A 22,770-nucleotide genomic window follows, 5' to 3' on the forward strand; every position below is an offset into this window, starting at 1 on the left:
CCTAGCGGGGGCAGCGGCTCGGCAGGCTCAGCGGCCACAGCCGCTGGTTGTGCGAGCCGTACAGCGTGCGCATGCCGCATTCCATTTCCACGCGCGCCACCTGTTTGCCGGAGGGATCGATGATCATCGATTGCTCCAGCGTGGATACCACCGCGCGGCCCTTGCTGAATGGCGCGACCACCCGGTAATCCGCGGCGATCGCGAGCTTGCCCTGCGCATCCACGTAGCCGTAGCCGCTATCGATGCCGACCGGCGCCAGGCCTTCGTGCAGCGGGCCCAGCGCGTCGAATGCCGGGCCGGACAGCGCGCCCTTGCCGTCCAGCGCGCGCATGCCGCGGTTGGACACGCGCGTTACCGCGCGCCCTTCGGAATAGGCTGACGCAAGGCCTTCGACGGAAAGCCGCTTCTTGCCGTCCAGGCCGGTGTAGTCGGTCATCTCCCGGTTGCCCGCGTAGTAATGCCGCAGCAGCATGTCGGAGCCCAGCGGCCAGCGCCATTCGCCGGCGGGCAACGCGATCACGGTCTTGCCTTGGTCGTCGATCAGGCGCGGACCGTCTTCGCCCGTCAGCAGGGCGCGGGCGGGGGCGCCGCGGAAGGCGCCGGCGACGGCCGAGGACGGCGCGATCTGCCATTGCCCCTGGCTGTCCAGATAGCCTTGGCGCGGCTGGCGGCGCAACACCGTCCAGTCGCCCATGCGCACGTAGTCCGCGTCTTCCATGTCCACCGCTTGCGAGCCGTCAGGCGCAATGGTCCAGCGGTGCTTGTCGTCGCTGGCTGCGATTGCGCCTTCGCTGTCCACGCCGACCGAGAGCTTGGGCCGGAAGGCGGTCAGCGCGCGGCCCTCGGCGTTGAAGACGGCGGCGGGACGTTCGTACTCTTCCTGCTGCGGGCCGGCCTGGCGCAGCTTCCAGATCTTGGCGGTAATACGTTCCGCGCTGTGGTGGCTGGGCGGCACGATCCACTTGCCCTTAAGGTCGATGATCCCGACGCGATCCTGGCCCAGCGAGGCGACCGCCTGGCCGTCCTGGAAGAGGCCGATGTCCTGGAACGCGGGCGCGGCGATTTCCTTGCCGGCGACGAAGTCGTACAGGCCCCAGGGCGAGCCCTCGGCTGCGGTCTTGAGGAAACGGACCACGCCGGGGGCGACGATCTGCGCTTCGAAGAAGTCGCGGGGCAGGTCGTAGGTCTTGCCGCTGCGGTCCAGCATGCGGCTCACGCCATCGGCGTAGGCCGGTGCGTAACCATGGCGGAACGGCCCGATGTGCTGCTGCGCGGGCAGATCCATGGGCTTGCCCACGGCATCGAGCAGCAGCAGGCCTGCGGCGGTCTGGGCTGCGTAGCGCAGCTGCTCCGCCTTGAGTCCGGCGGCTTCCGCATCCGCCTGCGCGCCGTAATCCTCGTCGGATCCGTCCAGCGGGATGATGCTGCGCCAGGCCGGGTCGGAGGCAATGCCGCCGTCGGCCAGCAGCAGGCCGGCGCCGTCCTCGGTGCATTGGCAGTGGTCCTGGGCCAGCAGGCCCAGTGCGCTGCCGGGTATGTCCAGCGGCAGCTCCTTGAGCGAGCGGCTCTTGGCGGCTTCCACCGTTTCGGGCTTGAGCAGCAGGCGGCCTTCATCGTCCAGCACGTTGAGCAGCTCGCCTTCCTGCTTGAAGAGCCACAGCTTGCCCTGGCTGACCACCATCCTGCCGGTGTCCTTGAGCCAGGCGGGCGCCGTTTCGCCGTGCAGCCAGTTGCCCATCGGCGTCAACAGGCCAACCGGTACGCGGTCCTCGTTCGAGAACAGCACGTAGCCGTTCTGGTCCTCGGCCACGAACAGGCCCGCGCCCAGCGTCAGCGGCTCCGCGCGCCCCGGAACCAGCGCCATCTGCTTGCCGCCCGAGGGGTAGACGATGGCGTCGCCGTGGCGCTGCGATTCCTGCGCTTCGGCGGACTTGAGCGTAACGACGGGCTTGCCGCCGCTATCCAGCACCACATAGGAACCGCGGCCGAGCTCGGCGCTCCAGAATGCCTTGGTCACGGGCATCAGGCTGCGATAGCCCTGGTCAGCGCCCACGGGCTTGCCATCGAGGTCCAGCAGCAGCGCACCGCCGTCGGCATAGGCGACGGCCATCGAGCCGTCTTCGCCCGGCACCGAGATGTCCTGATAGTCGGGCTCGAGCACCCACTTCCAGTCCCGGTCCACCAGGCCGTGCCGGCCTTCCTTGTTGGTGGCGATGTACAGGCCATTGCCATAGGACTTGATGATGCTGACGCCGGCATCGCTGTAACGGCGTTCGCCGGTGCTGGAGCGGTACTCCGGCTTGTATTCCACCGTCGCCAGCGCCGGCACGCCCGCGCCCACGTGCAAGGACTGCACGCCTTCGTCCAACGGTGCGCCCACCGGCTGGCCCTTGCGGTCTATCAATAGATAGCGGCCGTCCAGTATGGCCACGGTCAGGCCGATCTCGGCGTAGTCCTGCACGGCGTCATAGCGCGGCGGCACCGCCATCCGGCCTTTGGTGTCGATGAAGCCCCACTTGCCTTTCCATTTCACCGCGGCCAGGCCGTGACGGAAATCGCCCACCGCTTCGAAGATGGGCGAAATCGCCAGCCGGCCGTTCTGGTCCAGGAAACCCCAGGCATGGCGGCGCAGCGAATGATCGCGCGGCACGCGGTCGATGTTCACCAGCGCGGACGGCAGCAGCACTGCGGCGCGTTGGTCCGCCAGCGTGCGGATGCAGCCGTTGGCGTAGGGACTGATGTCGTCGTCGGCTGCGACGCTGTAGGGCTTTTCCTCGATGCAGTACGAGTATTGCGCATGCGCCGACAGGGACGCGCCCAGCGCGGCCAGGGCGCAGGCAAGGCGGGTGGTGCGTATCGCGCGTGACTTCATGGTTGTTTCGCTTTGGCGTTGTCGGGGGCGAGTTCGAACTTGTCGGCCACGGGGCAATCCATTTTCTGCTGCGGCCAGGTGATCCTGCCCTGGTCGTCCAGGATGGTCACCGTGTCGCATACCTCGGTGAACGTGGCGATGGGCACGCCCTTGGTATCGATGTACTGCGTGTTCCGGCCCTGATGGTTGCTGCGGACTAGCGCGCGTTCTTCGCTGAAGTTTCCGGCCCAGGTAAAGACGGGCGGAATCGCATAGCGTCCCGTCAGGTCGATGTAGCCATATAGCGTGCCGGAATACTGCAGGCGGCGCGCCACCGCCAGGCCGTTGTTCAGCGGGCCCAGCGTGTCGAAGTGCGGTCCCACGATGCGCTTGCCGTTGGCATCGATGAAGCCGTGCCTGCCGTTGCCCGAGCGGCTGCGATAGGGGGCCACGCCTTCGTTGGCGCTGCGGTCTTCCACGCTGTAGGTGCCGTCGATGCGCGTGATCTCGCGGCCCTGCAGGTCCGTCATGATGCTGACGGAATTTTCCGAGTCGTGGAACACGATGCGCTGCATGGTTGCCAGCGGCGAGCCGTCGCCCAGCTTGCCCAGCACGGTCTTGCCTTCCTGGTCGATCACGCGGTAGTCGGAGCCGTTGTAGGCGCGCGCCAGTCCCTCGGGCTGCGCGAAGAAGGGATTGAACTCGCCGTAGATGGCGGGGACCTTCATGTTGCCGCGGGCATCGATGGCGCCCTCGCGGTCGTCATGTTCGATGTAGAGCCAGTGCTGGTAGAGCTCCGTGCGCTTGGCCCGGCCGTCGGAGACTCGCGTGGCGCCGCCCTTGGCGTCGAACAACATGGTTCCGCCGCCCGCCAGCGCGGCCAGGTAGCGTCCGTCCTTCAGGCGCTCAGGTTTGCCGGTCACGGGCTCGCTGGGCTTGCCGGTGCGCAGGTTCACCAGGCGGTAGGTGGTGTCGAAAGAGCTGCGGGAGCGTTGTCCGGGAGCGTTGTCCTCGACCAGCATGAGGCCGTTGCCCAGGTATTCGAGTTTGTACGAGCTGTCCTGCGTGGCGGGCACCACCCATTTGCCCTCGCGGTTCATGACGCCCCAGCGGTCCTGGTGCTGGACCTTGGTCCAATCGTCTTCGAACTTCTCCATGCTTTCGTACACCGGCTTGACGGCGGGCGCACCCTTGGCGACATTCCAGATGCCCCAGCGGTTCTCGCGGTTTTCGTCCGGCGCGCGGTACTGGATTAGTTCGCCGTCGAAATACCTGGCGCCGTCCAGTATCTCGGCAGGGACCGCGACGGCCTTGCCTCGGGCGTCGATCAACTGGTCGCCGTCGCTGCGGCTGCGCCCCGCGCCCGCCTGCGCGTAGCCGCCGCGGAACGGATGGATGACGCTGTAGCGCGGCTGCACAGCCCAGTTGCCGTCGGCGTCGATGGCGCCATACTTGCCGTTGGCGGCGCGCACCGGCAAGGGCATGGTCACGTCATAGCTGGACATGTCCTCCCAGTCCGGGTTGGTCACGATCTTGCCCTTGGACGTCAGTATGCCGAGAGGCTGCGTGTAGTCCAGGGGCCGCAACAGGGCCAGCGGCAAGCTGTCCGCGAAGGCCCGGCCGTGTGCGGACTCGCGCGCGGAAAAGGCCCTGATGTCGTAGTCCTGCAGGCGTGCGACGGTGTCGGCGTCCAGCAGCGGCTTGCCTTCGCGCGTATAGATCTGCAGCAGGCCGCCGCCGGTGTCGGGCGCGGCATCCGCGCTCGTCGCTTGCGCGGCGGCGTCCACTGCGGCGGCGGCCACGTCCATTGCGGCAGGCGTGGCGACGTCGACGGCCACGGTCTCGGCTTCCGAGGCCGCGGCTGCCGCGGCGACCGCCTCCTGCGCCGCAATTGCGGCGTCGGCCGAGGCCTCCACCGCCTCTCCGGGACCGTCATCAGGGACCGCGGCGGCGCCGGCCGCTGCGGCATCGGCTGCCACTGCCGCGGCCTCGGCCGCGTCGACCGCCATATCCACGGCGCGCGGCGGCAAGGAAGCCGTCACCCAGGCCTGCCCGTTGCTCAGCTGCACGCGGCCATGGCGCGCGTCTATCTTGCGGAAATTGCCGGCGGGATCGATCAGCAGCACGGCTTCGTCATCGATCATGACGCGCCAGCCCTCGCGTTCATCCAGGCCGATGTAGTTGCCCTTGAATGCATGCTGGACGCCGAGCTTGGCGTTCAACAGCAGCGCCTTGCCCGCGCCTTTCTGCTTGACCAGCCATAGCCCAGGTCCCGCCAGTTGCACGTGCTCATAGCGCTGCTTGTGGATGGTCTTGCCGCGCGGATCCACGAACGTCCAGCCTGCGTCGCGGCTCACCGCCAGCACGTCGCCGTCGCGCAATGCGGGCTCGCGGGCGCGCAACACGTCCGGCGCGATCGCCCAGCGGGCCTGCTCGTCCAGCAGCCCCCACCAGCCGCTGTAGCGCGAATCGCGCAACTGGGCGGGCAGGTAGCCGCCGCTGGGCGCGGCCAGCGCCATGACGCCGGCAGGCAGCGTCGCCGCCTTGCCGGTTGCGGTATTGAACAGGCGCGGCGGCATGGGCATCTCCATCGATGCCAGCTTCTGCCCCCGCTGGAAGCCCCACGAGCGCGTGCCCAGCTCGAAGGTCTTGATGATGTTGCCCTTGCGGTCGATCAGCACATCGTGCCCGTCTTCCTCGGCCAGTGCGGAACCCTCGGCGTTAAAGCCCGTTGCCTCGGAAAAGCGCGGCTTGATCGCCCATTGCCCTTGCGTATCGATATAGCCCCATAGCCCATCCTGGTTCACGGCGGCCAGGCCGTTCTGAAAGGACTTGGCCTCCTGGAAGGACGGCGCGATGGCCATGCGGCCTCGCTTGTCGAGATAGCCCCAGCGGCCGGCGTCGTCATCGGCCGATCCGGTCAGCACGGCGGCCAGCCCTTCGTGGAAGGCCTGCTGGCATTCCAGGTTGGCGCCGTTGTATTCGTTGTAGCCAGGCGCGCACTGGTCGATCCAGTTGGACCTGGCCTGCGCCGCGCCGGGCACGGCGGGCAGGGCGGCCAGCGCCACGGCCAGCGCCAGGGGTTTGAGGGCGAGCGGGGTCTTCATTGTGCAGCGGCGCGGGCTGCAACCGCGCAAGCGTAAAGGCCGGGCTGGGCGTGCCACATGGTCGTATGCCTGCCAAGAATGATGGGAAAGGCAGCACTGTAACCAGCGTCAGCGGGCAATTGCGCGGCAAATGTAACTGTAGAAAACAAACCGTTAACAACACTGCCGCCGCTGTCCGGAAAGGGGCAGCGCTGGCATTCCCGCCATGCATGCAGCGGACAAAAAATAATCGGTTGATGCGCGCGTCCTGCGGCCCTGTAATGGACGCCGGTGCCTGCTCGCACGCAGGCGACGTTCCACTGCCGAGGTCCGCCATGCCCGTCCTGCGCAAGTCTTCACTGGATGCTTCTCAGCTGTTGCTGCTGGTGCTGGCCGGCGGCGTCATCATGGGCCTGGCGCTGGGCGTGCGCCACGTGCAGGGCCTGTTCCTCCTGCCCGTCACGATGGACCGGGGCTGGAGCCGCGAGACCTTCGCCATGGCGCTGGCGGTGCAGAACCTGACCTGGGGCGTGGTCCAGCCCTTTACCGGCATGATTGCCGACCGCTACGGCTCGGCCAAGGTGATCGCGGGCGGGCTGGTGTTCTATGCGCTGGGGTTGGTAGGCATGGCGCATGCCACTACGCCCGCCGGGTTCCTGTGGACCGCCGGGGTATGCATAGGCATCGCGCTGTCCGGCACTGCATTTGCCGCGATCTACGGCGCGCTCAGCCGGCTGGTGGCGCCCGAGCGCCGCAGCTGGGCGCTGGGCGTGGCGGGCGCCGTCGGCGGCCTGGGCCAGTTCACCATGGTGCCGGCCGCCCAATGGCTGATCAGCGGCTGGGGCTGGGTCGCGGCCCTGCTGTCGTTCGCGCTGGCGTTGGCCGTGCTGCTGCCCCTGGCTTGGCCGCTGAGGGAGTCTCCCGGCCGGGAGCAGGGCGCGTCCGCGGGCGAGGCGGGGCTGTCCATGTCCGCGGCCATACGCGAGGCCTTCGCCCAACCCGGCTTCTGGTTGCTGAACCTGGGTTTCCTGGCCTGCGGTTTCCAGCTGGCCTTCATCGGCACGCATTTGCCCGCCTACCTGATGGACAAAGGCCTGCGCGCGTCCGACGCGGTGGCGGCGTTGGCCATCATCGCGCTGACCAACGTCATGGGCACTTATGTCTGCGGCGTCCTGGGCGGACGCCACCGCCGCAAGTACCTGCTGGCCGGCATCTACCTGCTGCGCACGGCCGCCATCGCGCTGTTCGTGCTGCTGCCGCTGTCGTCGTGGACCGTATATGTGTTCGCGGCGGTCATGGGCTTTGTCTGGCTGGGCACGGTGCCGCTCACCAACGGGCTGATATCCCAGGTGTTCGGCGTGCGCTACATCACGACCCTGTTCGGCTTCGTGTTCTTCGGCCACCAGCTCGGTTCCTTCCTGGGCGTGTGGCTGGGCGGCGTGGTGTTCGAGGCCACGGGGTCCTACGACCTGATCTGGCTGGGCGCGATGGCGCTGGGCGTGCTGTCGGCGGCGCTGCATTGGCCGATAGACGACCGCGAGATTCCCCGCGTCCGCACCGCGGGCGCGCCCGGATAGCGGGTGGCCTACAGCGGCCGGTGCTGCGTGCCCGCGCCCATGGTGATGTGCAGCATGCGGCAGGGACCGGCCACCTTGAGCGTGTGCCAGATGCCCTTGGGGACCACATAGGCGTCGCCCGCCTGCATCCGCACGGCCTGCTCGCCCGTCGGCCATTCCAGCCGCAATTCCGCGGCGCCTTCGATCAGGCGCAAGACCTCGTCGGCCTGCGGGTGCATTTCCCATTGCGGCCAGTCCTTTTCGAAGGCGTATTCGGACACCAGCCAGCCGCGGCCGAACCGCTCCAGTTCCTCTTCGGGCTGCGACCAGAAGGCGTTGCCGCCTTCGACGGCACTACAGGCGCCTGAGGCGTCCAGCAGGAGATAGTGCGACGACAGATTGGTAGTCATGTTGCGCTTCCTGGGGTGAGGAGTGTCGGGCCAGTGTAAAGCGATATCATGTGCATCTTCATCGGCTATAACAGGAGAGGGCGATGCGCCAGGGATTCGACGGGGTCAGGCCCGCGTCCGAGTCTTCCATCGAGATCGGCTTCTTCTATGAAGGCCGGCATTGCGTCGAACGCATCCGGGCCAAGCCCACCGCCGCCAACCTCAAGCGCGCCGCCGACAGGCGGGCCGCCATCCTCGAGGCCATCGCGCGCGGCGAATTCGACTACGACGCCGAGTTTCCCAAGCGCGGCGGCGCGACCAAGCCACCACAGGGTTCCGCATGACGAGCGACAAGCAGCTGGACATCAACGATCTGACGCCGGACGCCTTCAGGGCCTACGGTTGGATGCTGGGCAAGCCCATGCCGGACGGCAATGGCGTGCCGCTGTTCTCCAATCCGGATACTGACTTCTGGCAGGAGCATCTGTTCAACACCGGCGCCGGCGGCGACGCCGAGCTGCTGTGGGTCAACTACCGCAGCCAGTCCTTTGAAATCTCCAGCCTGGAAAAGCATCTGCTGACGCAGCAGGCCATCGTGCCGCTGACGGGCGAGATCATCCAGGTCGTGGCGCGCAGCGCGGCTGACGGCAGTCCGGACCTGGCCACGCTCGCGGCATTCCGCGTGCCGCAGGGGCAGGGCGTCTGCATGCGCCCGGGCTGCTGGCACGCCACGCGCGTCACGGACGAGGAAGTCACCTGCCTGATGCTGACCCGCCGTTCCACCACAGTGGACCTGATCCAGCACCTGACCACGGATGCTTCCGCCAGCGAAAGCGCCATTGTCGCGATTCCGGTCCAACGGCTCGAAGCCCAGGCCCAGGCCGCCTAAACGCTGATCTTCGCCGCTAGTCGCGGCGTATTCCCGCTTACCGGCAGGCAGGCGGGATGGCAGACTGCCGCCTCCGGTCATAGCAACCCAAGAATTCCCCCATGAGTGAAGTATCGATCGAGGCGCTGAGACGAAATCTCGCAGCCAAGATAAAGCAGGCCACCCAAACACCCAATCCGCCGCCCACCCGCTGGCAGCGCCTGCGCCAGCGCTTCCTGACTCGCGATCCCAAGGCCCGCGGCCTGCGTGTCCTGACCGTGGTCACGCTGCTGTATCTCTACATCGAATTCAGCTTCAGCGCCTGGCTGCTGGACGTGATGTCTGAAAACGCCAGCAACCGCGTGGACACGGCCGAGGCATGGGGACGCCTGATTTCGGGCTTTGCCGTGGCCCTGCTGGTCTGGCCCGTCATTTTCGCGCGCACCCGCCGATGGCGGATCACGGTGCCATTGTTGATCGTTGTGTCGCTGGCCATCATCACCGCGGTGTATCAGGGGGAGCGCAAGCTGATCGACTCCCTGGTGGACAGCTCCACCGCTGAAAGCCGCGCCGCCGCCGTTACTGGCGCCTTGCTGCGTCAAGGGCTGGCCACCGGCACCGTAAGCGCCAGCATGCTCGATGGGCTATGGGCCGACGAGAACGCACAGTCGGTGGCCGGCAAGGCTTTCGTGGGCGTGGTGTCCTACATGGCCGCGCAATCCGACGCGGCGCGCCGGCAGACCATGGCGATCGCGCCCGAGGTGGTGCGCGCCGTGATCGAACAGAACGTGGGCGGGCGGGACGCGGAGTACCAGCGTTTCGTCGACAGCCAGGAAGATATCCGCGGCCGCCACAAATACTTCTACGAGCGCGGCATCCAGAACCACCAGAAAGAACTGGCGCGAATCCCGGCGCGCGCCGAGCGCGATTGGGAACACTACCTGGACCGGCTGGACGCCAAGAACCGCAAGTGGGGCCGCGCCCGCCTGCGCGACCGCAGCGGCGAGCTGGTACCCGGCTTCGTGGCGCCGCGCGTGCGGGACGAAGTGCGCAAGATGGGGCTGGACGTGCCCGATTCCTGGCGCACCGGCGACAAAGCCTACTTCGTGCGCCTGGCGCAGCAGAAGTACCGCAAGCAGATGGACGAGGCGCTGCAACGCGAACTGGAGGGCATGCCGCCCAACCTGGGGCTGGAGGCGTTTGCCGCGCATCCGGTCGTGCAGAAGAAATGGCGCATGAGCCTGGGCTATCCGGACAAGGTGGCGCGCCTGACGCTGGCCGTGATCTCGGCGGACGAATTCAACAAGCGCTACTACCAGCCGGTGCTCACCGGCCGCACCATGGACCGCCTGCAGGACTACCGCAGCCAGGCCCGCGACTACGGCGCCGGCGGCAAGCGCGAGGCCGAAGGAAAAAAGGCCTATGAAGCCATGATCGCGCCCGTGTTCGCCCTGACGCTGTCGCTGCTGGGCGCTCTGGTCCACATCGGCAAGACCAGCCTGCTGCTGGCGCAGCTTGCGAGCGGCTGGCGCTTCAGGAGTCCGCTGGTCAAGGCGGGGGCGCTATTGGCCGCGGTGCTGCTGGTCTGCCTGCTGGCGCGCGCGGCCATCAGCACGCCGCTGACCTCGCATCCCACCTACCAGGCGTGGACGCAAGCCGCGGGCGGGCAGCCGGTGTTGACGGCGGTGCTGGACACCATGATCAAGATGCAGTCGCTGGCCTACCCCGTGTTCGACGTGGCCAGGCAGGGGCTGGAATTCGTGGCGGGCAAGGCGTCCCGCTAGAGTGCGGAGCCGCCCTCGCCGTCAATCCGCTTCGCTGTATTCGTAGCCCAGGCGGGCGAACAGCGGCCACTTGTTGCGGTAGTTGGCTGTCCAGCACATGCCGTAGTAGGCCTCGAATGGCTCTTCCACCTTGCGGACCTGGATCCGCGCGGCCGCCTCGGCGTCCGCGGGGCTGAAAGCCTGGCCCGGTGTCGGGTATAGATCGCCCTCCCATATCGGCTTGCCGCAGTGGGCGCAAAAGTTGGTCCATTGCCCTTGGTTGTCGGGGTTCTGGCGGTAGTGGGGAGACAGTGCCTGCATGGCCTGCGCCACCGCGGGCGACAGCAGCCCGGTCTGGGAAATCAGCGCGGGATCGGCAATATCCAGCCATTGCGGCGGGCTGAACAGCCACGTGCTGAAATCCGTGGGGCTCAGCCCGGGGCTGTCGGCATCGGCTTCGTCCAGCTCGATGTCGGCTTCCGTGCATTGATGGCCGGGCGGCACCGCCAGGGCGTGCACCGGCGTTTCTTCGCCGCAGCGCGTGCACGCATGCGTCGCCTGCAGCACGAAGTAAGAGGACGCGCGTATGTTCATCTGCGGGTATTCCGCGGCCGGATCTTGCGTATGCATGGGCTGGTGCTGTTCCTGTTCTGGCTCGCTGTTTCTTCTACATCGCCAGGAAATATGCCAGAATTCCCCGGACTTTACGCTTTGAATGCGATGCCGGCCGCATGGGCGTCGCCAACCTCACGCAGTGTTGTGTTGGAGCACCGGATGCGCGATAGCCAGAGTAGCACTGGATTTTCCTCCAAGGTCCGCGGCAGCGGTCCCGCGCTGATGGCGGCGCGCCTGATGGTCGCGGCCGCGCTGGCGGGCGGACTGGCGGGATGCGCCTTCAACTCCCATGATTCGAGCGGTTCGCAATCGGTAGGCATCGACGGCGTCACCGCGCAGCAGGCGCGCGCCATCGCCCGCGAAGCCTATCTCTACGGCACGCCCATGGTCGCAAGCTACCAGACCATGCATGCCTTCAGCATCGACAAGAACAACCCCCAGTACAAAGGTCCGTTCAATACGGTCAACAACGTCGCGCGCGTCTTCACGCCCGAAGACACCGCCTTCGTCACGCCCAACGCCGACACGCCGTACACCTTCGCGGTGCTGGACCTGCGCGCCGAACCCGTGGTCATCACCGTGCCCGCCATGGAGCCGCGCCGCTACTTCGTGCTGCAGCTGATGGACCTGTACACCTACAACTTCGCCTACATCGGCAGCCGCAGCACGGGCAATGGCGGCGGCCGGTTCCTGGTGGCCGGCCCGCGCTGGAAGGGCAAGGCGCCGGCAGGCATCACCAAGGTAATCCGGTCGGAGACCGATCTGGTCAATCTGGTCGGGCGCACCCAGCTCTTTAATGCGGGCGACCTGCCCAACGTCAAGCGCATCCAGTCACGCTACAAGATCCAGACGCTGTCCGCCTACCGCAAGCAGCGCGCGCCGGAACCGGCGCCGGCGGTGGACTGGATAGCGCCCGAGCCGCCCGCGCAGATGCGCAGTTCGCTGGAGTTCTACAACCAGCTTGCCTTCCTGCTGCAGTTCGCGCCGACCCATTCTTCGGAACAATCATTGCGCGAACGCTTTGCCAGCATCGGCCTGGAACCCGGCCGGGAGTTCGACTTCAACAGCATGAACCCCGCGTTGCGCCGCGCCTTGCAGGAAGGCATGCACGACGGCCAGAACGATATCGACAAGAACCGCGAGGCCCTGAATGGCAAGACCGATCGGCTCTTCGGCGACCGCAATACGCTGAAGAACGATTACCTCGCGCGCGCCACGGGCACACAGGTCGGCATCGGCGGCAACAGCCGCGAGGAAGCGCTCTATCCCGTGCTGGAAAACGACAGCACAGGCCAGCCGCTGGACGGCCGCAACAAATACACCTTGCGCTTCGCCCCGCGCAGCCTGCCGCCCGTCAACGCATTCTGGTCCATGACCATGTATCGCCTGCCCGAACAGCTGCTGGCGTCCAATCCGCTCAAGCGGTACCTGATCAATTCGTCCATGCTGCCGTCGCTCAAACGCGATCGCGATGGCGGCATCACGATCTACATCCAGTCGGAGTCGCCCGGCAAGGGCAAAGAGTCCAACTGGCTGCCCGCGCCGGCGGGGCCCTTCATGGTCACGTTGCGGTACTACTGGCCCAAGCCCGCGCTGCTGGAAGGCAAGTGGACTTCGCCGCAGATTGAGCGGGCCAGACAGGCGCCGCAGGCGCGGTCCGCGCCTTCCCCGCTCCAGGTTCGACACTAGCGGCGGTCTGGGCTACAAGAAGGCCTCGCGCAGGCCGGCCATCGACGTCCGGCCGGGCGCAGTCGGGCAACCGACCACCCAGGGAGGCTCGCGCCGCATGAAGCGCAATTTCAATATTCACGACCTGCGCATTTTCTACGCGGTGGTCATGACCGGATCGACCCGGCAGGCCGCGCAGTCCATGCACCTGACGCAGCCGGCGGTCAGCCACGCGATATCCCGCCTGGAAGGCGCGACCGGCGTGCAGCTGTTTGACCGGTCCCACAAGACCTTGCGTCCGACCGAGGCCGGACAGTACCTGTACAGCGAGGCCAAGTTCGTGCTGGACGAGCTGGTCCGCATCGACGAGGCCCTGCACAGCATCGAACAATTCGGCGGGCGCGGCCTGCGCATCGCGTCTTCGCCCGCGCTGGCGCTGGGCTACGCGCCCGACGCGGTGCGGCGCTATCTGGACGCCAACGGCACCCGGCCTTTTTCCATCGACATCGAATCATCCGTGCAGGCCATCAGCGCGGTCGAAACCATGCGCGCGGACTTCGGCCTGGGCGCGGTGGAGCGCGACAGCGCCCGCCTGGCGTTCACGCCGTTTCTGCGCGCCGACGTCATGGCCATCGCGCATCGCGACCACCCCTTGGCCGGGCGCGACACCATCGCGGCGGCCGATATACCGCCAGACACCTATGTGAAGCCCTTGTGGTCCGACTATGTAGTGGCCCAGGGCGACATCGCGGATACGCTGCTGCTTAGCTCGGGCATGCGGGCGCACATGTCGCTGCTGCCCGGCACGGTGCGGGCGGTCCGGGGCATCAGCCTGGTCAATGCGCTCTCCGCCTGGGACATCGTGGCGGCCTATCCCGATCTGGTCGCCCGGCCCCTGGCGTCGCGGCAGTGGTTCGATTTCTACCTCATCACCCGCAAGGAAGAGCGCGGGCAGGACCTGGCCGAGCGGCTGCTGGACGCCCTGCGCGCCACGGCTCAGGACCGCCGCCAGGGCGTATATGCGCATACGGTCCAGTTGCTGGAGTAGACGCCGGTCCTACTCCGCCGGCGGCTGCCAGGGCAGCGATTGCAGGTCGCCGTCTATGCTGATCGCCTGCCCGCTGATCATCGCTCCGAACGGGCTGGCCAGGAACAAAGCCATGTTGGCGATGTCGGCGGCCCGCACGAACTGCCGCAGGCTGACGCCGGCCAACTCCAGCCGGGTCTCTTCTTCCACGGTCAGGCCCATGTTCCGGGCACGCGCCTCGATCACGCGGTCGATCCGCGGCCCCGCCACCAGTCCGGGCAGCAGCGCGTTGACGCGGATGCCATGGCCGCCCAGTTCGACCGCGAGCGAACGCGTCAAGCCCACCACTCCCCATTTGGTCGCTGCGTAGGGGGTGCGCATGGGGATGCCCATGCGGCCCGCCACCGAACTGATGTTGATGATGCTGCCGCCGCCCGACGTACGCAGCGCCGGCAGCGCATGCCGCACCGTGTGGAATTGCGATGCCAGGTTGATGTCCAGCGTGGCGTCCAGTTCCTGCGGCTGGATGTCCGCGATCCCTGCCGTGGGGCCGGCGATGCCGGCGTTGTTGACCAGCACGTCCAGGCCGCCCAGCTGCGCCAGCGCTTCCTGCATATAGCGGTCGATCTCTTCGCGCCGGCTCACGTCGGCGCGCGACCAGGGGTGAGGGCAGGCCGCCAGCGCCTGCCCATCCACATCGCAGACGTGCACCTTGGCGCCGCGGTCCGCGAATGCGGCGGCGATTGCCGCGCCGATACCGGCGGCGCCCGCGGTCACGATGACGCGCTTGCCGGACAGATCCACGGGCAACGCGGAAATGTCCCCCGGAACAACGTTCTTCATAGTCATGCCAGATCCTTGCCGTTACGGCTCAGGGCTTCATCAAACGGCAGGTCGATTCCGCCGGCGAGGTATAGACCTGATCGCCCGGCACGCGGGCCACCTGCTTGTAGTAGTCCCAGGGCGCCTTCGACTCCGACGGGCTCTTCACCTGCATCAGGAACATGTCGTGCACCATCAGGCCGTCGGCGCGGATCTTTCCGTCCTTCACGAAGAAGTCATTGACCGGATTCGCCTTCAGCCATTTCATGATGGTGTCGCCATCGGTGCTCTTGGTGGCTTCCACTGCCTTCAGATAGGTCGTGGCGGCGGAATAGTCGCCGGCTTGCAGCATCGACGGCTTTTTCTTCATGGCGGCTTCGAAGCGCGCGGCCCACTTGCGCGAGGCGTCGTCCTGGTCCCAGTACCAGGCCGTGGTCAGATACATGTTCTGCGCGGCTTGCAGTCCCAGCGCGTGCACGTCCGTAATCAATACCAGCAGGCCCGCGATCTTCATCTTGGGCGTCAGGCCGAATTCATTGGCTGCCTTGACGGCATTGCTGGTGTCGCTGGCCGAGTTCGCCAGCCCCAGCACCGATGCGCCGGATGCCTGCGCCTGCAGGATGAAGGAAGAGAAATCCGCCGCGTTCAGCGGGTGCCGGACCCGCCCCTTGACGTTGCCGCCGTCGGCCTGCACCACCGCTGAGGCATCGCGCTCCAGCGCGTGTCCGAAGGCGTGGTCCACCGTCAGGAAGTACCAGTCCTTGTTGCCTTCCTTCATCATCGCGCGGGCCGTGCCGCGCGCCAGCGAAACCGTGTCGTACACATAGTGCACGGTGTAGGGCGTGCATTGCGAATTCGTCAGCTCGGAGGCGCCCGCGCTCACCACGAAGAACGGCGTCTTCTTTTCTTCGGCCACTTTCGCCATCGCCAGCGCTGCCGCGGAATTGGCGCCCGCAATCAGCATGTTCACGCCCTTCTGGTCCAGCCATTCGCGCGCCCTGGACGAGGCGATGTCGGCCCGGTTCTGGTGGTCTGCCACCAGCACCTCGACCTTTTTCCCCGCCACCACGCCGCCCAGGTCCGCCACCGCCATTTTGATCGCCTCGGCTCCGCCCGGGCCGTCGGCATCCGCCGACAGGCCGGACATGTCGGTGATGAAGCCGATGCGGATCACGCCGTCGTCTGCCTGCGCCATGCCGGCCGTCCCCAACAGCGTCGCGAGCGCGGCTGCGCACAATGTCTTTTTCATGTCTGTCTCCCCACTGAATGGATCTGGTTCAGAACGCGACGTTGTCGCGGCCCTTCAATTGCAGCGTTTCGCGCGCCTCGTCGGGCGTGGCAATCTGTAGCGAAAGGTCTTCCAGGATGCGGCGGATGCGCCGCACCTGGTCCGCGTTCGAGTGCGCCAATTCTCCCGGCCCGTCCCAAAGCGAGTCCTCCAAGCCCACGCGCACGTTGCCGCCCAGGGTGGCCGCCATGGTCGCCAGCGGCGTCTGCTTGCGTCCGGCGGCCAGCACCGACCAGATGTAGTCGTCGCCGAACAGGCGGTCCGCGGTGCGCTTCATCATCATCACGTCTTCGGGATGCGTGCCGATGCCGCCGCGTATGCCGAACACGGACTGGATCAGGAAGGGCGGCTTGAGCAGCTTGCGGTCGACGAAATGCGCCGCCGTGTACAAGTGCCCGATGTCGTAGCACTCGATCTCGAAGCGCGTGCCGTTGTCGCCGCACGAGGTCAGGATGCGCTCGATGTCCTTGAAGGTGTTCTTGAAGATCAGGTCATTGCTGCCTTCGAGATACGGACGTTCCCAGGCGTGCTTGAACTCCTTGAATCGCTCCAGCAGTTCATACATGCCGAAGTTCATCGAACCCATGTTCAGCGAGGCCACCTCGGGCTTGAATTGCAGCGCGGGCGCCATGCGGTCGGCAAGCGGCAGCACGGGCGAGCCGCCCGTGGTGATGTTGATCACCACGTCCGAAGCGTTCTTGATGCGGGGCAGGAACTGCGCATACAGCGCGGGGTCCTGGGTAGGCTGCCCGGTATCGGGCTGGCGCGCATGCAGATGCACGATGGCGGCGCCGGCCTTGGCCGCATCCAACGCGGACTGCGCGATCTCATCGGGCGTGACGGGCAGATGGGGCGACATCGACGGCGTATGGACCGATCCGGTGATGGCGCAGGTAATGATGACCTTGTTCCTGGACTTTTTCATGGGCCTCGGGCTGCGCGCTTGCGCATGCGTTCTTGATGGTTTTCATGGCCCCGGTTGTCTCCTCCGGGTGTGGGCCATTCTGTCCCACGCCCGCGGCCCGTGTCACCTGAACAGAAATAATCAATTGATAGGATTTCCGGTGCTGCGGTGCAGCGACGCTCGACGCCAGCGCTGCGCGCCAGCCCTGACAGGACTACAATTTGCCTATGCCGGAACGCCCGTTCCGACGGCCATCCGATCACGCAGAAGCTGCCTCCCATGCTTGATATCCAGACCCTCCGCCCGCTGCGGGCCATGCAGCCCGGACGCGGCCAGATCCGCCTGATGCAGGTGCCGGCATGAGCTACGTCCTGGCAGTGGATCTGGGTGGCACGCGCTTTCGCGCCGCGTTGGTGGACGATCGCGGCGGCATCGCGCATTCGTGCTTCATCGAAAGTCCGGCGCGTGCCAGCCCCGCCGCTCATCCTGGCTGGGACGAGATCGACGCCGATGCCTGGTGGAACGGGCTGCAAGCCCTGACCGATGCGCTGGCGGCGCAGGCGGACGCCGCTTTCAGTGCGGTAGAGGCCATCGCGATCTGCGGCGTCACGCGCACGCAGGTCTTCATCGATGCGCACGGCGCTGCCATCCGGCCGGCGATCACCTGGCGCGATACGCGCGCGGCGGCGGACGTGGGCGCGTGGCTCGCGTCCATGCCGTCCTCCCATCCCGAGCATGGACAGATCAACGCCTTCCATCCCTGGGCGCGCGTGGCCTGGCTGTTGCACGCAGAGCCAGAGCACGCGGCGCGGGTGCGGCTGGTGCTGGAACCCAAGGATTATCTGAATTTCCGCCTGACCGGACGCACCGTGAGCGACACCGTGTCGATGGCGCGCCTGGCGGCGGCCGCCACGGCCGGACCGGACTGCGCCGACCTGCTGACGGCGGTGGGGGCCAATCCGGCCTGGGTACCGCGTCTGCTCGATCCGCTGGAGGTCGTCGGCGTCGTGCAAAAGGGTCTATCGGGCGCGTTGGCGCGTCTGTCGGGACGTCCTGTCGTGGCTTGCGCCAACGACACCTGGGCGGCCGTGGCCGGCCTGGGCGCACTGCGGCCGGGTTACGCCTACAACATCTCCGGCACCACCGAAGTTTTCGGCGCCGTGGGCGCCGAGCCGGTGCAGGCGCAAGGCCTGATGACGGTGGACTGGGGCGGCGGACATCATCAGATCGGCGGGCCAGGCCAGAATGGCGCGGATACGGTGGCGTGGCTCTTGCCGCTGCTGGGCCGCCTGGGCGACGAAGGCATGGCCGGGGTGGGCGAGGCCATGGACGCCTTGCTCGATGCGCCGCGCGATCCGCAACCGGCGCTGTTCCTGCCCTATCTGCAAGGCGAACGGGTGCCGTATTGGGATCCGCACCTGCGCGGCGCTTTTCTGGGCTTGAACCGTCGCCACGGCCCCGGCGACTTGGCCTGGGCCGTGCTGGAAGGCGTGGCCTTTCTCAACCGCATCGTGCTGGAGCGCGCCGAAAGCGCACTGGGCAGTCCTGTGGAAGAGATCCGCTTCGGCGGCGGCGCGGCGTCCAATGCCCAGTGGTGCCAGGTCAAGGCCGACATCTGCGAACGCGCTCTGGTGGTCGGCCAGGCCGAACAGCCCGGCGTACTGGGCGCGGCGGTCGCCGCCTGGACGGGCCTGGGACGCTACGGCAGCTTCGCGGCCGCCCAGGACGCGCTGGTGCGCGTGGCGCAACGCTATGAACCCCAGGCCGAGCGGGCGCACGCCTATCGCCGCATGTATCGCCAGTTCCGCGCCGCGGAAGCCGCGCTGGCGCCAGTATCGCGCGCGCTGGCCGGCATCGACATGGGCTGATGGCCCAGGTATAAACTACCTCGCCATCAGCGGGGCGCAGTGACGCGCCCACATAACAAGCAAAACGCAGCAAGGGTTGAGTCGATGCGCGGCATCCTGGAAAAGTACGGCACGGCAATCGCGGGATTGGTCCTGGTGGTTTTCTTCGCGTTGGCAGCCCCGAATTTCGCGGCGCCCAATAATCTTCTGAACATCGCCAAGGAAACCAGCTTCCTGGCCATCATTGCCATCGGCTTCACGCTGGCGCTGGTCACGGCCGAACTGGACCTGTCGGTGGCCGACGTCGCCAGCCTCGCGGCGGTCGTCACGGGCGCCCTGGTGCATACCGGCCAGCCGGTGCTCCTGGCCATAGGCGCGGGCCTGGGCGTAGGCCTGCTGTGCGGCCTCGTGAACGGCATCGCCGTCACGCGGCTGCGCGTGCCCTCGCTGATCGCGACGCTGGGCATGGCAGCCATGGCGCGCGGTTTCGCCTTCATGCTGACCGACGGCGTGTCCTATGTGGGCCGTTGGCCCGCCGCCTTCACCGACCTGGCGCGCGGCAAGCCCTTCGGCATTCCTGCCCTGGTGCTGTGGATGCTGGGCGCCGTGCTGCTGGCGTTCTTCCTGGTGAAATGGACCCGCACCGGGGCCCGCATGACCGCTACCGGCGAGGCCGGCGAATCCGCGCGGCTGGCCGGCATCAACATACGTGCCATGAAAAGCATAGGCCTGGCGCTTTCAGGCCTGTGCGCGGGACTGGCGGCCGTGCTGCTCACGTCCAGCCTGTCTTCGGCCGCGCCCAATATGGCTGGTGACTACTTCCTGTACGCCATCGCCGCGGTGCTGCTGGGCATGACCATGTTCAACCCCGGCCATGCCAACATACCCGGCACGCTGGTCGCCGCGCTGATCCTCAAGGTGCTGGGCAACGGCCTGGTCCTCATGGGTGCGCCGTATTACGTGCAGGACATCGTTCTGGGCTTCATCATCATCGCGTCCGTCGCGGTGTCATCGGCCGTGCTGAAGAAAGCGGCCTTCAAATTCTGATCGGAAGGGGAAGAGAACCATGCGTAAATCCTTGATGCGCAATCTGCTGTTGGCCGCGTTTTCGGTGCCGGCCCTGGCCATGGGCGCGGCGGCGCACGCCTTCGACGTGGGCATCGTCGCGTTCCAGATGTCTTCGGAAACCCACGCGCGCGTCGCCAACGCCGCTGCCGAAGCCGCCCGCTCCAAGGGCTGGACCGTGACCCAGCTGAACGCCGAAGGCTCGCTGCCCAAGCTGGCCGAACAGCTCGACACCCTGGTCAACAAGAAGGTCGACGCCATCGTCATCGCCATGGGCAAGCCCGTGGAAACCGACGCGCAGCTGCAGGCCGCCAAGGAGAAGGGCATACCCGTCGTCGGCGTGATGTCCGGCGCCAGCCCCCACATGCTGTTCGACGTCGAGGTCAACGAATACGCCACTGGCGCCCAGTCCGTCCTCTATATGCTGGGCAAGATGGGCTACCAGGGCAACATTCTGTCCGCCCGCTTCGACGGCAACTCCGGCACCCGCATCCGCGGCAAGATGCTGGACGCCGTCCTGACCGAGAACACCGCCGTCAAGGACCTGGCCAAGTTCAGCATGGCCCGCACCCAGAGCTGGCGCGACGATGTGCGCAACGGCATGCAGGCGCTGCTGCTGCGCCATCAGGGCCAGTTCAAGGGTATCTGGGCCTCGTTCGACGGCCAGGCCTATGTCATCGACGATCTGCTGCAGGCCCAGGGCATGAAAAAGGGCGACATCACGCTCGTGTCCGTCGACGGCAGCCCGGAGACCTACCGCCGCATCGCCGATCCCAACAGTCTCATCACCGCGACCATGATGATTCCCTTCGAGCAGATGGGCACCAAGGCCATCTACGCCATCGACCGGATCGTCGTAAAGAAGGAACCCAGGGAAAGCATCGCCGCCGGGCCCTACCTCTTCATGGACTCCGTCCTGGTCGACGCCAGCAATGTCCAGAAATTCCTGCAACCCGCCAAGTAAGAGCCAAGAGCCATGACCGCCGCGTTGTCGCTACGCCAGATCAAGAAGTCGTATGGCGCCGTCGAAGCTCTGAAGGGCGTGGACCTGGACGTGCCCCAGGGCAAGGTCATGGCCATCTGCGGCGACAACGGCGCGGGCAAGTCCACGCTCATCCGCATCATCTCAGGCGCGCAGGAACCCAGCGCCGGCGCGATGAGCCTGAACGGGCAGCAGGTCGCGTTCGGATCGCCCCACGACGCCCTGGTGCAAGGCATCGCCACCATCTACCAGGATCTGGCGCTGGCTCCGCGCTTGTCGATCTGGGAAAACATCTTCATGGGCGCCGAACTGGTGCGGCGCGTGGGGCCGCTCAGCATCCTGGATAAACGCCGCATGGCCGAGGATGCGCGCGGCTACCTGCAACGCCTGTCCGTGCCCATCGATGACATGGACCGGCCCGTGGAGCGCATGTCCGGCGGCCAGCGCCAGGCCGTCGCCATCGCCCGCGCCCTGCGCTGGGACGCCCGCGTCGTCATCATGGATGAACCCACCGCCGCGCTGGGCGTCAAGGAAACGGCGCTGGTGCTGAACCTGGTGCGCAAGCTGCGCGAAGAGGGCCGCACTGTGATCCTCATCAGCCACAACATGGCCGACGTGGTGGCGCTGGCGGACAGGGTGGCGATCCTGAAGAGCGGAACCAAGGTCATCGAGCGCGACGTGGCCGGGCTGGATGCGGACGCGTTGGCGCATATGGTGATGACGGGCAAAGAGTAAGGCCGCGCTTGGCCCCAGCGGCCATGCGAATGAAAAAGGCCGCCGCCAGCGATAGACCCGGCGGCGGCCTTTTTCATGTGGCGGCAGAGTCAGATCGGCGCTTCATCCGCGTTATAGCTGAACAGCCATTCATAGCGTTCACGCACGCGCGTTTCGTTCCACTCGCGGTCCACGTAGTCGGCGGCGCCTTGCGCGTGTGCCAGTGCCGGATTGTGGAAGCGCCGAGCGTTCTCGGCCGAACCGCGCACCACGCGAGATGCCCGTTCCACGCGCGCCGCTTCGTAGCGTTTGAATGCCTGGGGAACATCGTCCGGCTGCGCCTCCAAGGCGCGCGCCAGTACATAGCCGTCCTCGATTGCCATCGCCGCGCCCGAGGCCAGCATGGGCAGCGTCGGATGGCAGGCGTCTCCCAGCAGCGTCACGCGGCCCTGCGACCACTCAGGCAGCGGTTCGCGCAGCATCAGCGCCCATTTGTAGGGTTCGTCCAGCGCCTGGATCAGTGTCTGCACATCCTCATGCCAGCCCGCGAAATCCCGCGCGCATTCCGCTACGCTACCGCGCTCGGTCCAGGACTCCACCTGCCAATCGTCGCGCTCCAGGATGCCCACGAAGTTCACCAGTTTTCCCTGCCGCAGCGGATAGTGGATGACGTGGGCGCCCGGGCCTACCCAGTTGCAGGCATAGGGCTCGCGCAGATGCGCGGGCAACTTTTCGGCCGGGATCACGCCGCGCCAGGCGACGGTGCCAGAAAACGCCGCGGCGTCCGCGCCGAACAGCGCGGCGCGCACGCGCGAGTGCACGCCGTCGGCGCCGATGAGCGCCGCGCCTTCGATTTTTTCGCCCGACTCCAGTACGGCGGTGACGCCTGTGTCGTCCTGCGTGAACCTGGTGACCTTGGCGCCCAGGGTGATGGCCCGCGGGTCATTGGCCTGCACCGCCTGCGCCAGAATCCGGTGCAGGTCGGCGCGATAGATCGTCAGGTACGGATAACCATAGCGGGCCACGGATTCCGCACCCAGGTCGAACAGCGGCCAGGTTCGTCCGCTGGACCACAAGCGGATACGCTTTCCGGCCGTCGGGCGTGCGACCTCCGTCAGGGCGTGTTCCAGACCCAGTTGATACAGCACGCGGTTGGCGTTGGCGCTGAGCTGGATGCCCGCGCCGACTTCGCGCAGCTCCTGTGCCTGCTCCAGCACGCGCACGCGCAAGCCGCGCCGCTGCAGGGCCAGCGCGGCGGTCAGGCCGCCCAGGCCGGCGCCGGCGATGAGATATAGGGGGGAGGCTTTGTGAGACATATGTTGCGG

General features: G+C 66.9%; 18 protein-coding genes. 10 read left to right on the plus strand and 8 right to left on the minus strand.

The features are described 5' to 3' along the window. Position 1: 1 nt before the first annotated feature. Together IB268_RS03290 and IB268_RS03295 are read right to left on the minus strand one after the other, a co-directional pair. Positions 2–2,872 carry a WG repeat-containing protein gene (locus tag IB268_RS03290; RefSeq protein ID WP_192353800.1) on the minus strand — a complete coding sequence of 957 codons (2,871 nt, stop codon included), beginning with the start codon at positions 2,870–2,872 and terminating at the stop codon, positions 2–4. Further along, a complete protein-coding gene (locus tag IB268_RS03295; protein WP_192353801.1) occupies positions 2,869–5,958 on the minus strand; it encodes a WG repeat-containing protein in 3,090 nt (1,029 codons plus the stop codon). Before IB268_RS03295 ends, IB268_RS03290 begins: the two co-directional genes overlap by 4 nt. Before the next feature lie 314 nt (positions 5,959–6,272). On the opposite strand from IB268_RS03295, the gene IB268_RS03300 reads away from it, so the two are divergent. Then, on the plus strand, positions 6,273–7,514 hold the full coding sequence (locus IB268_RS03300; RefSeq protein WP_054458823.1) for an MFS transporter: 1,242 nt from the start codon (positions 6,273–6,275) through the stop codon (positions 7,512–7,514). Positions 7,515–7,522: 8 nt separating this feature from the next. Here IB268_RS03300 and IB268_RS03305 read toward each other — a convergent pair whose 3' ends face one another. Continuing rightward, on the minus strand, positions 7,523–7,903 hold the full coding sequence (locus IB268_RS03305) for a cupin domain-containing protein (RefSeq protein WP_054458825.1): 381 nt from the start codon (positions 7,901–7,903) through the stop codon (positions 7,523–7,525). Positions 7,904–7,986: 83 nt separating this feature from the next. Between IB268_RS03305 and IB268_RS03310 the strand changes: the two genes are divergently transcribed. From IB268_RS03310 to IB268_RS03320, 3 genes are all read left to right on the plus strand, one after another. Then, entirely contained in the window at positions 7,987–8,226 is a 240-nt protein-coding gene (locus IB268_RS03310; RefSeq protein WP_054458828.1) for an Arm DNA-binding domain-containing protein, read from the plus strand. After that, positions 8,223–8,771 carry an ureidoglycolate lyase gene (locus IB268_RS03315; RefSeq protein WP_054458830.1) on the plus strand — a complete coding sequence of 183 codons (549 nt, stop codon included), beginning with the start codon at positions 8,223–8,225 and terminating at the stop codon, positions 8,769–8,771. The genes IB268_RS03310 and IB268_RS03315 overlap by 4 nt, the downstream gene beginning before the upstream one ends. 101 nt (positions 8,772–8,872) lie before the next feature. Then, positions 8,873–10,534, plus strand: a complete 1,662-nt coding sequence (locus IB268_RS03320; RefSeq protein ID WP_192353802.1) for a hypothetical protein — start codon at positions 8,873–8,875, stop codon at positions 10,532–10,534. Positions 10,535–10,555: 21 nt separating this feature from the next. Here the strand turns inward: IB268_RS03320 and IB268_RS03325 are convergent, their stop codons facing one another. Further along, a complete protein-coding gene (locus IB268_RS03325; protein ID WP_192329575.1) occupies positions 10,556–11,143 on the minus strand; it encodes a hypothetical protein in 588 nt (195 codons plus the stop codon). Positions 11,144–11,287: 144 nt separating this feature from the next. Between IB268_RS03325 and IB268_RS03330 the strand changes: the two genes are divergently transcribed. Next, positions 11,288–12,817 carry a DUF1254 domain-containing protein gene (locus IB268_RS03330; RefSeq protein WP_054458837.1) on the plus strand — a complete coding sequence of 510 codons (1,530 nt, stop codon included), beginning with the start codon at positions 11,288–11,290 and terminating at the stop codon, positions 12,815–12,817. 97 nt (positions 12,818–12,914) lie between these two features. After that, positions 12,915–13,844, plus strand: coding sequence for a LysR family transcriptional regulator (locus IB268_RS03335; protein ID WP_054458840.1), 930 nt, complete (start codon positions 12,915–12,917; stop codon positions 13,842–13,844). Positions 13,845–13,853: 9 nt separating this feature from the next. Here the strand turns inward: IB268_RS03335 and IB268_RS03340 are convergent, their stop codons facing one another. The 3 genes from IB268_RS03340 to IB268_RS03350 are packed head-to-tail and all read right to left on the minus strand — an operon-like array spanning position 13,854 to position 16,858. Further along, positions 13,854–14,672, minus strand: coding sequence for an SDR family oxidoreductase (locus tag IB268_RS03340; protein WP_119451694.1), 819 nt, complete (start codon positions 14,670–14,672; stop codon positions 13,854–13,856). A 22-nt stretch (positions 14,673–14,694) separates the two neighbouring features. Then, positions 14,695–15,894, minus strand: a complete 1,200-nt coding sequence (locus tag IB268_RS03345; protein ID WP_192353803.1) for an ABC transporter substrate-binding protein — start codon at positions 15,892–15,894, stop codon at positions 14,695–14,697. Positions 15,895–15,922: 28 nt separating this feature from the next. Beyond that, a complete protein-coding gene (locus IB268_RS03350) occupies positions 15,923–16,858 on the minus strand; it encodes a 3-keto-5-aminohexanoate cleavage protein (RefSeq protein WP_054458847.1) in 936 nt (311 codons plus the stop codon). Positions 16,859–17,196: 338 nt separating this feature from the next. Here IB268_RS03350 and IB268_RS03355 point away from each other — a divergent pair, with 338 nt between their 5' ends. The 4 genes from IB268_RS03355 (at position 17,197) to IB268_RS03370 (ending at position 21,466) form a co-directional block, all read left to right on the plus strand. Continuing rightward, entirely contained in the window at positions 17,197–18,705 is a 1,509-nt protein-coding gene (locus tag IB268_RS03355) for an FGGY-family carbohydrate kinase (protein ID WP_175212724.1), read from the plus strand. 84 nt (positions 18,706–18,789) lie between these two features. Then, on the plus strand, positions 18,790–19,731 hold the full coding sequence (locus tag IB268_RS03360; RefSeq protein WP_054458851.1) for an ABC transporter permease: 942 nt from the start codon (positions 18,790–18,792) through the stop codon (positions 19,729–19,731). 19 nt (positions 19,732–19,750) lie between these two features. Then, positions 19,751–20,713, plus strand: a complete 963-nt coding sequence (locus IB268_RS03365) for a substrate-binding domain-containing protein (protein WP_175212723.1) — start codon at positions 19,751–19,753, stop codon at positions 20,711–20,713. Between the two features lie 12 nt (positions 20,714–20,725). Further along, positions 20,726–21,466 carry an ATP-binding cassette domain-containing protein gene (locus tag IB268_RS03370; protein WP_054458855.1) on the plus strand — a complete coding sequence of 247 codons (741 nt, stop codon included), beginning with the start codon at positions 20,726–20,728 and terminating at the stop codon, positions 21,464–21,466. An 89-nt stretch (positions 21,467–21,555) separates the two neighbouring features. On the opposite strand, the gene IB268_RS03375 is transcribed toward IB268_RS03370, so the two are convergent. Beyond that, complete coding sequence (locus IB268_RS03375) at positions 21,556–22,761, minus strand: FAD-dependent monooxygenase (protein ID WP_192353804.1); 1,206 nt, start codon at positions 22,759–22,761, stop codon at positions 21,556–21,558. Positions 22,762–22,770 lie beyond the last annotated feature (9 nt).

This window comes from Achromobacter sp. ACM01 (assembly GCF_014851745.1).
GTDB classification, from domain to species: domain Bacteria; phylum Pseudomonadota; class Gammaproteobacteria; order Burkholderiales; family Burkholderiaceae_B; genus Achromobacter; species Achromobacter aegrifaciens.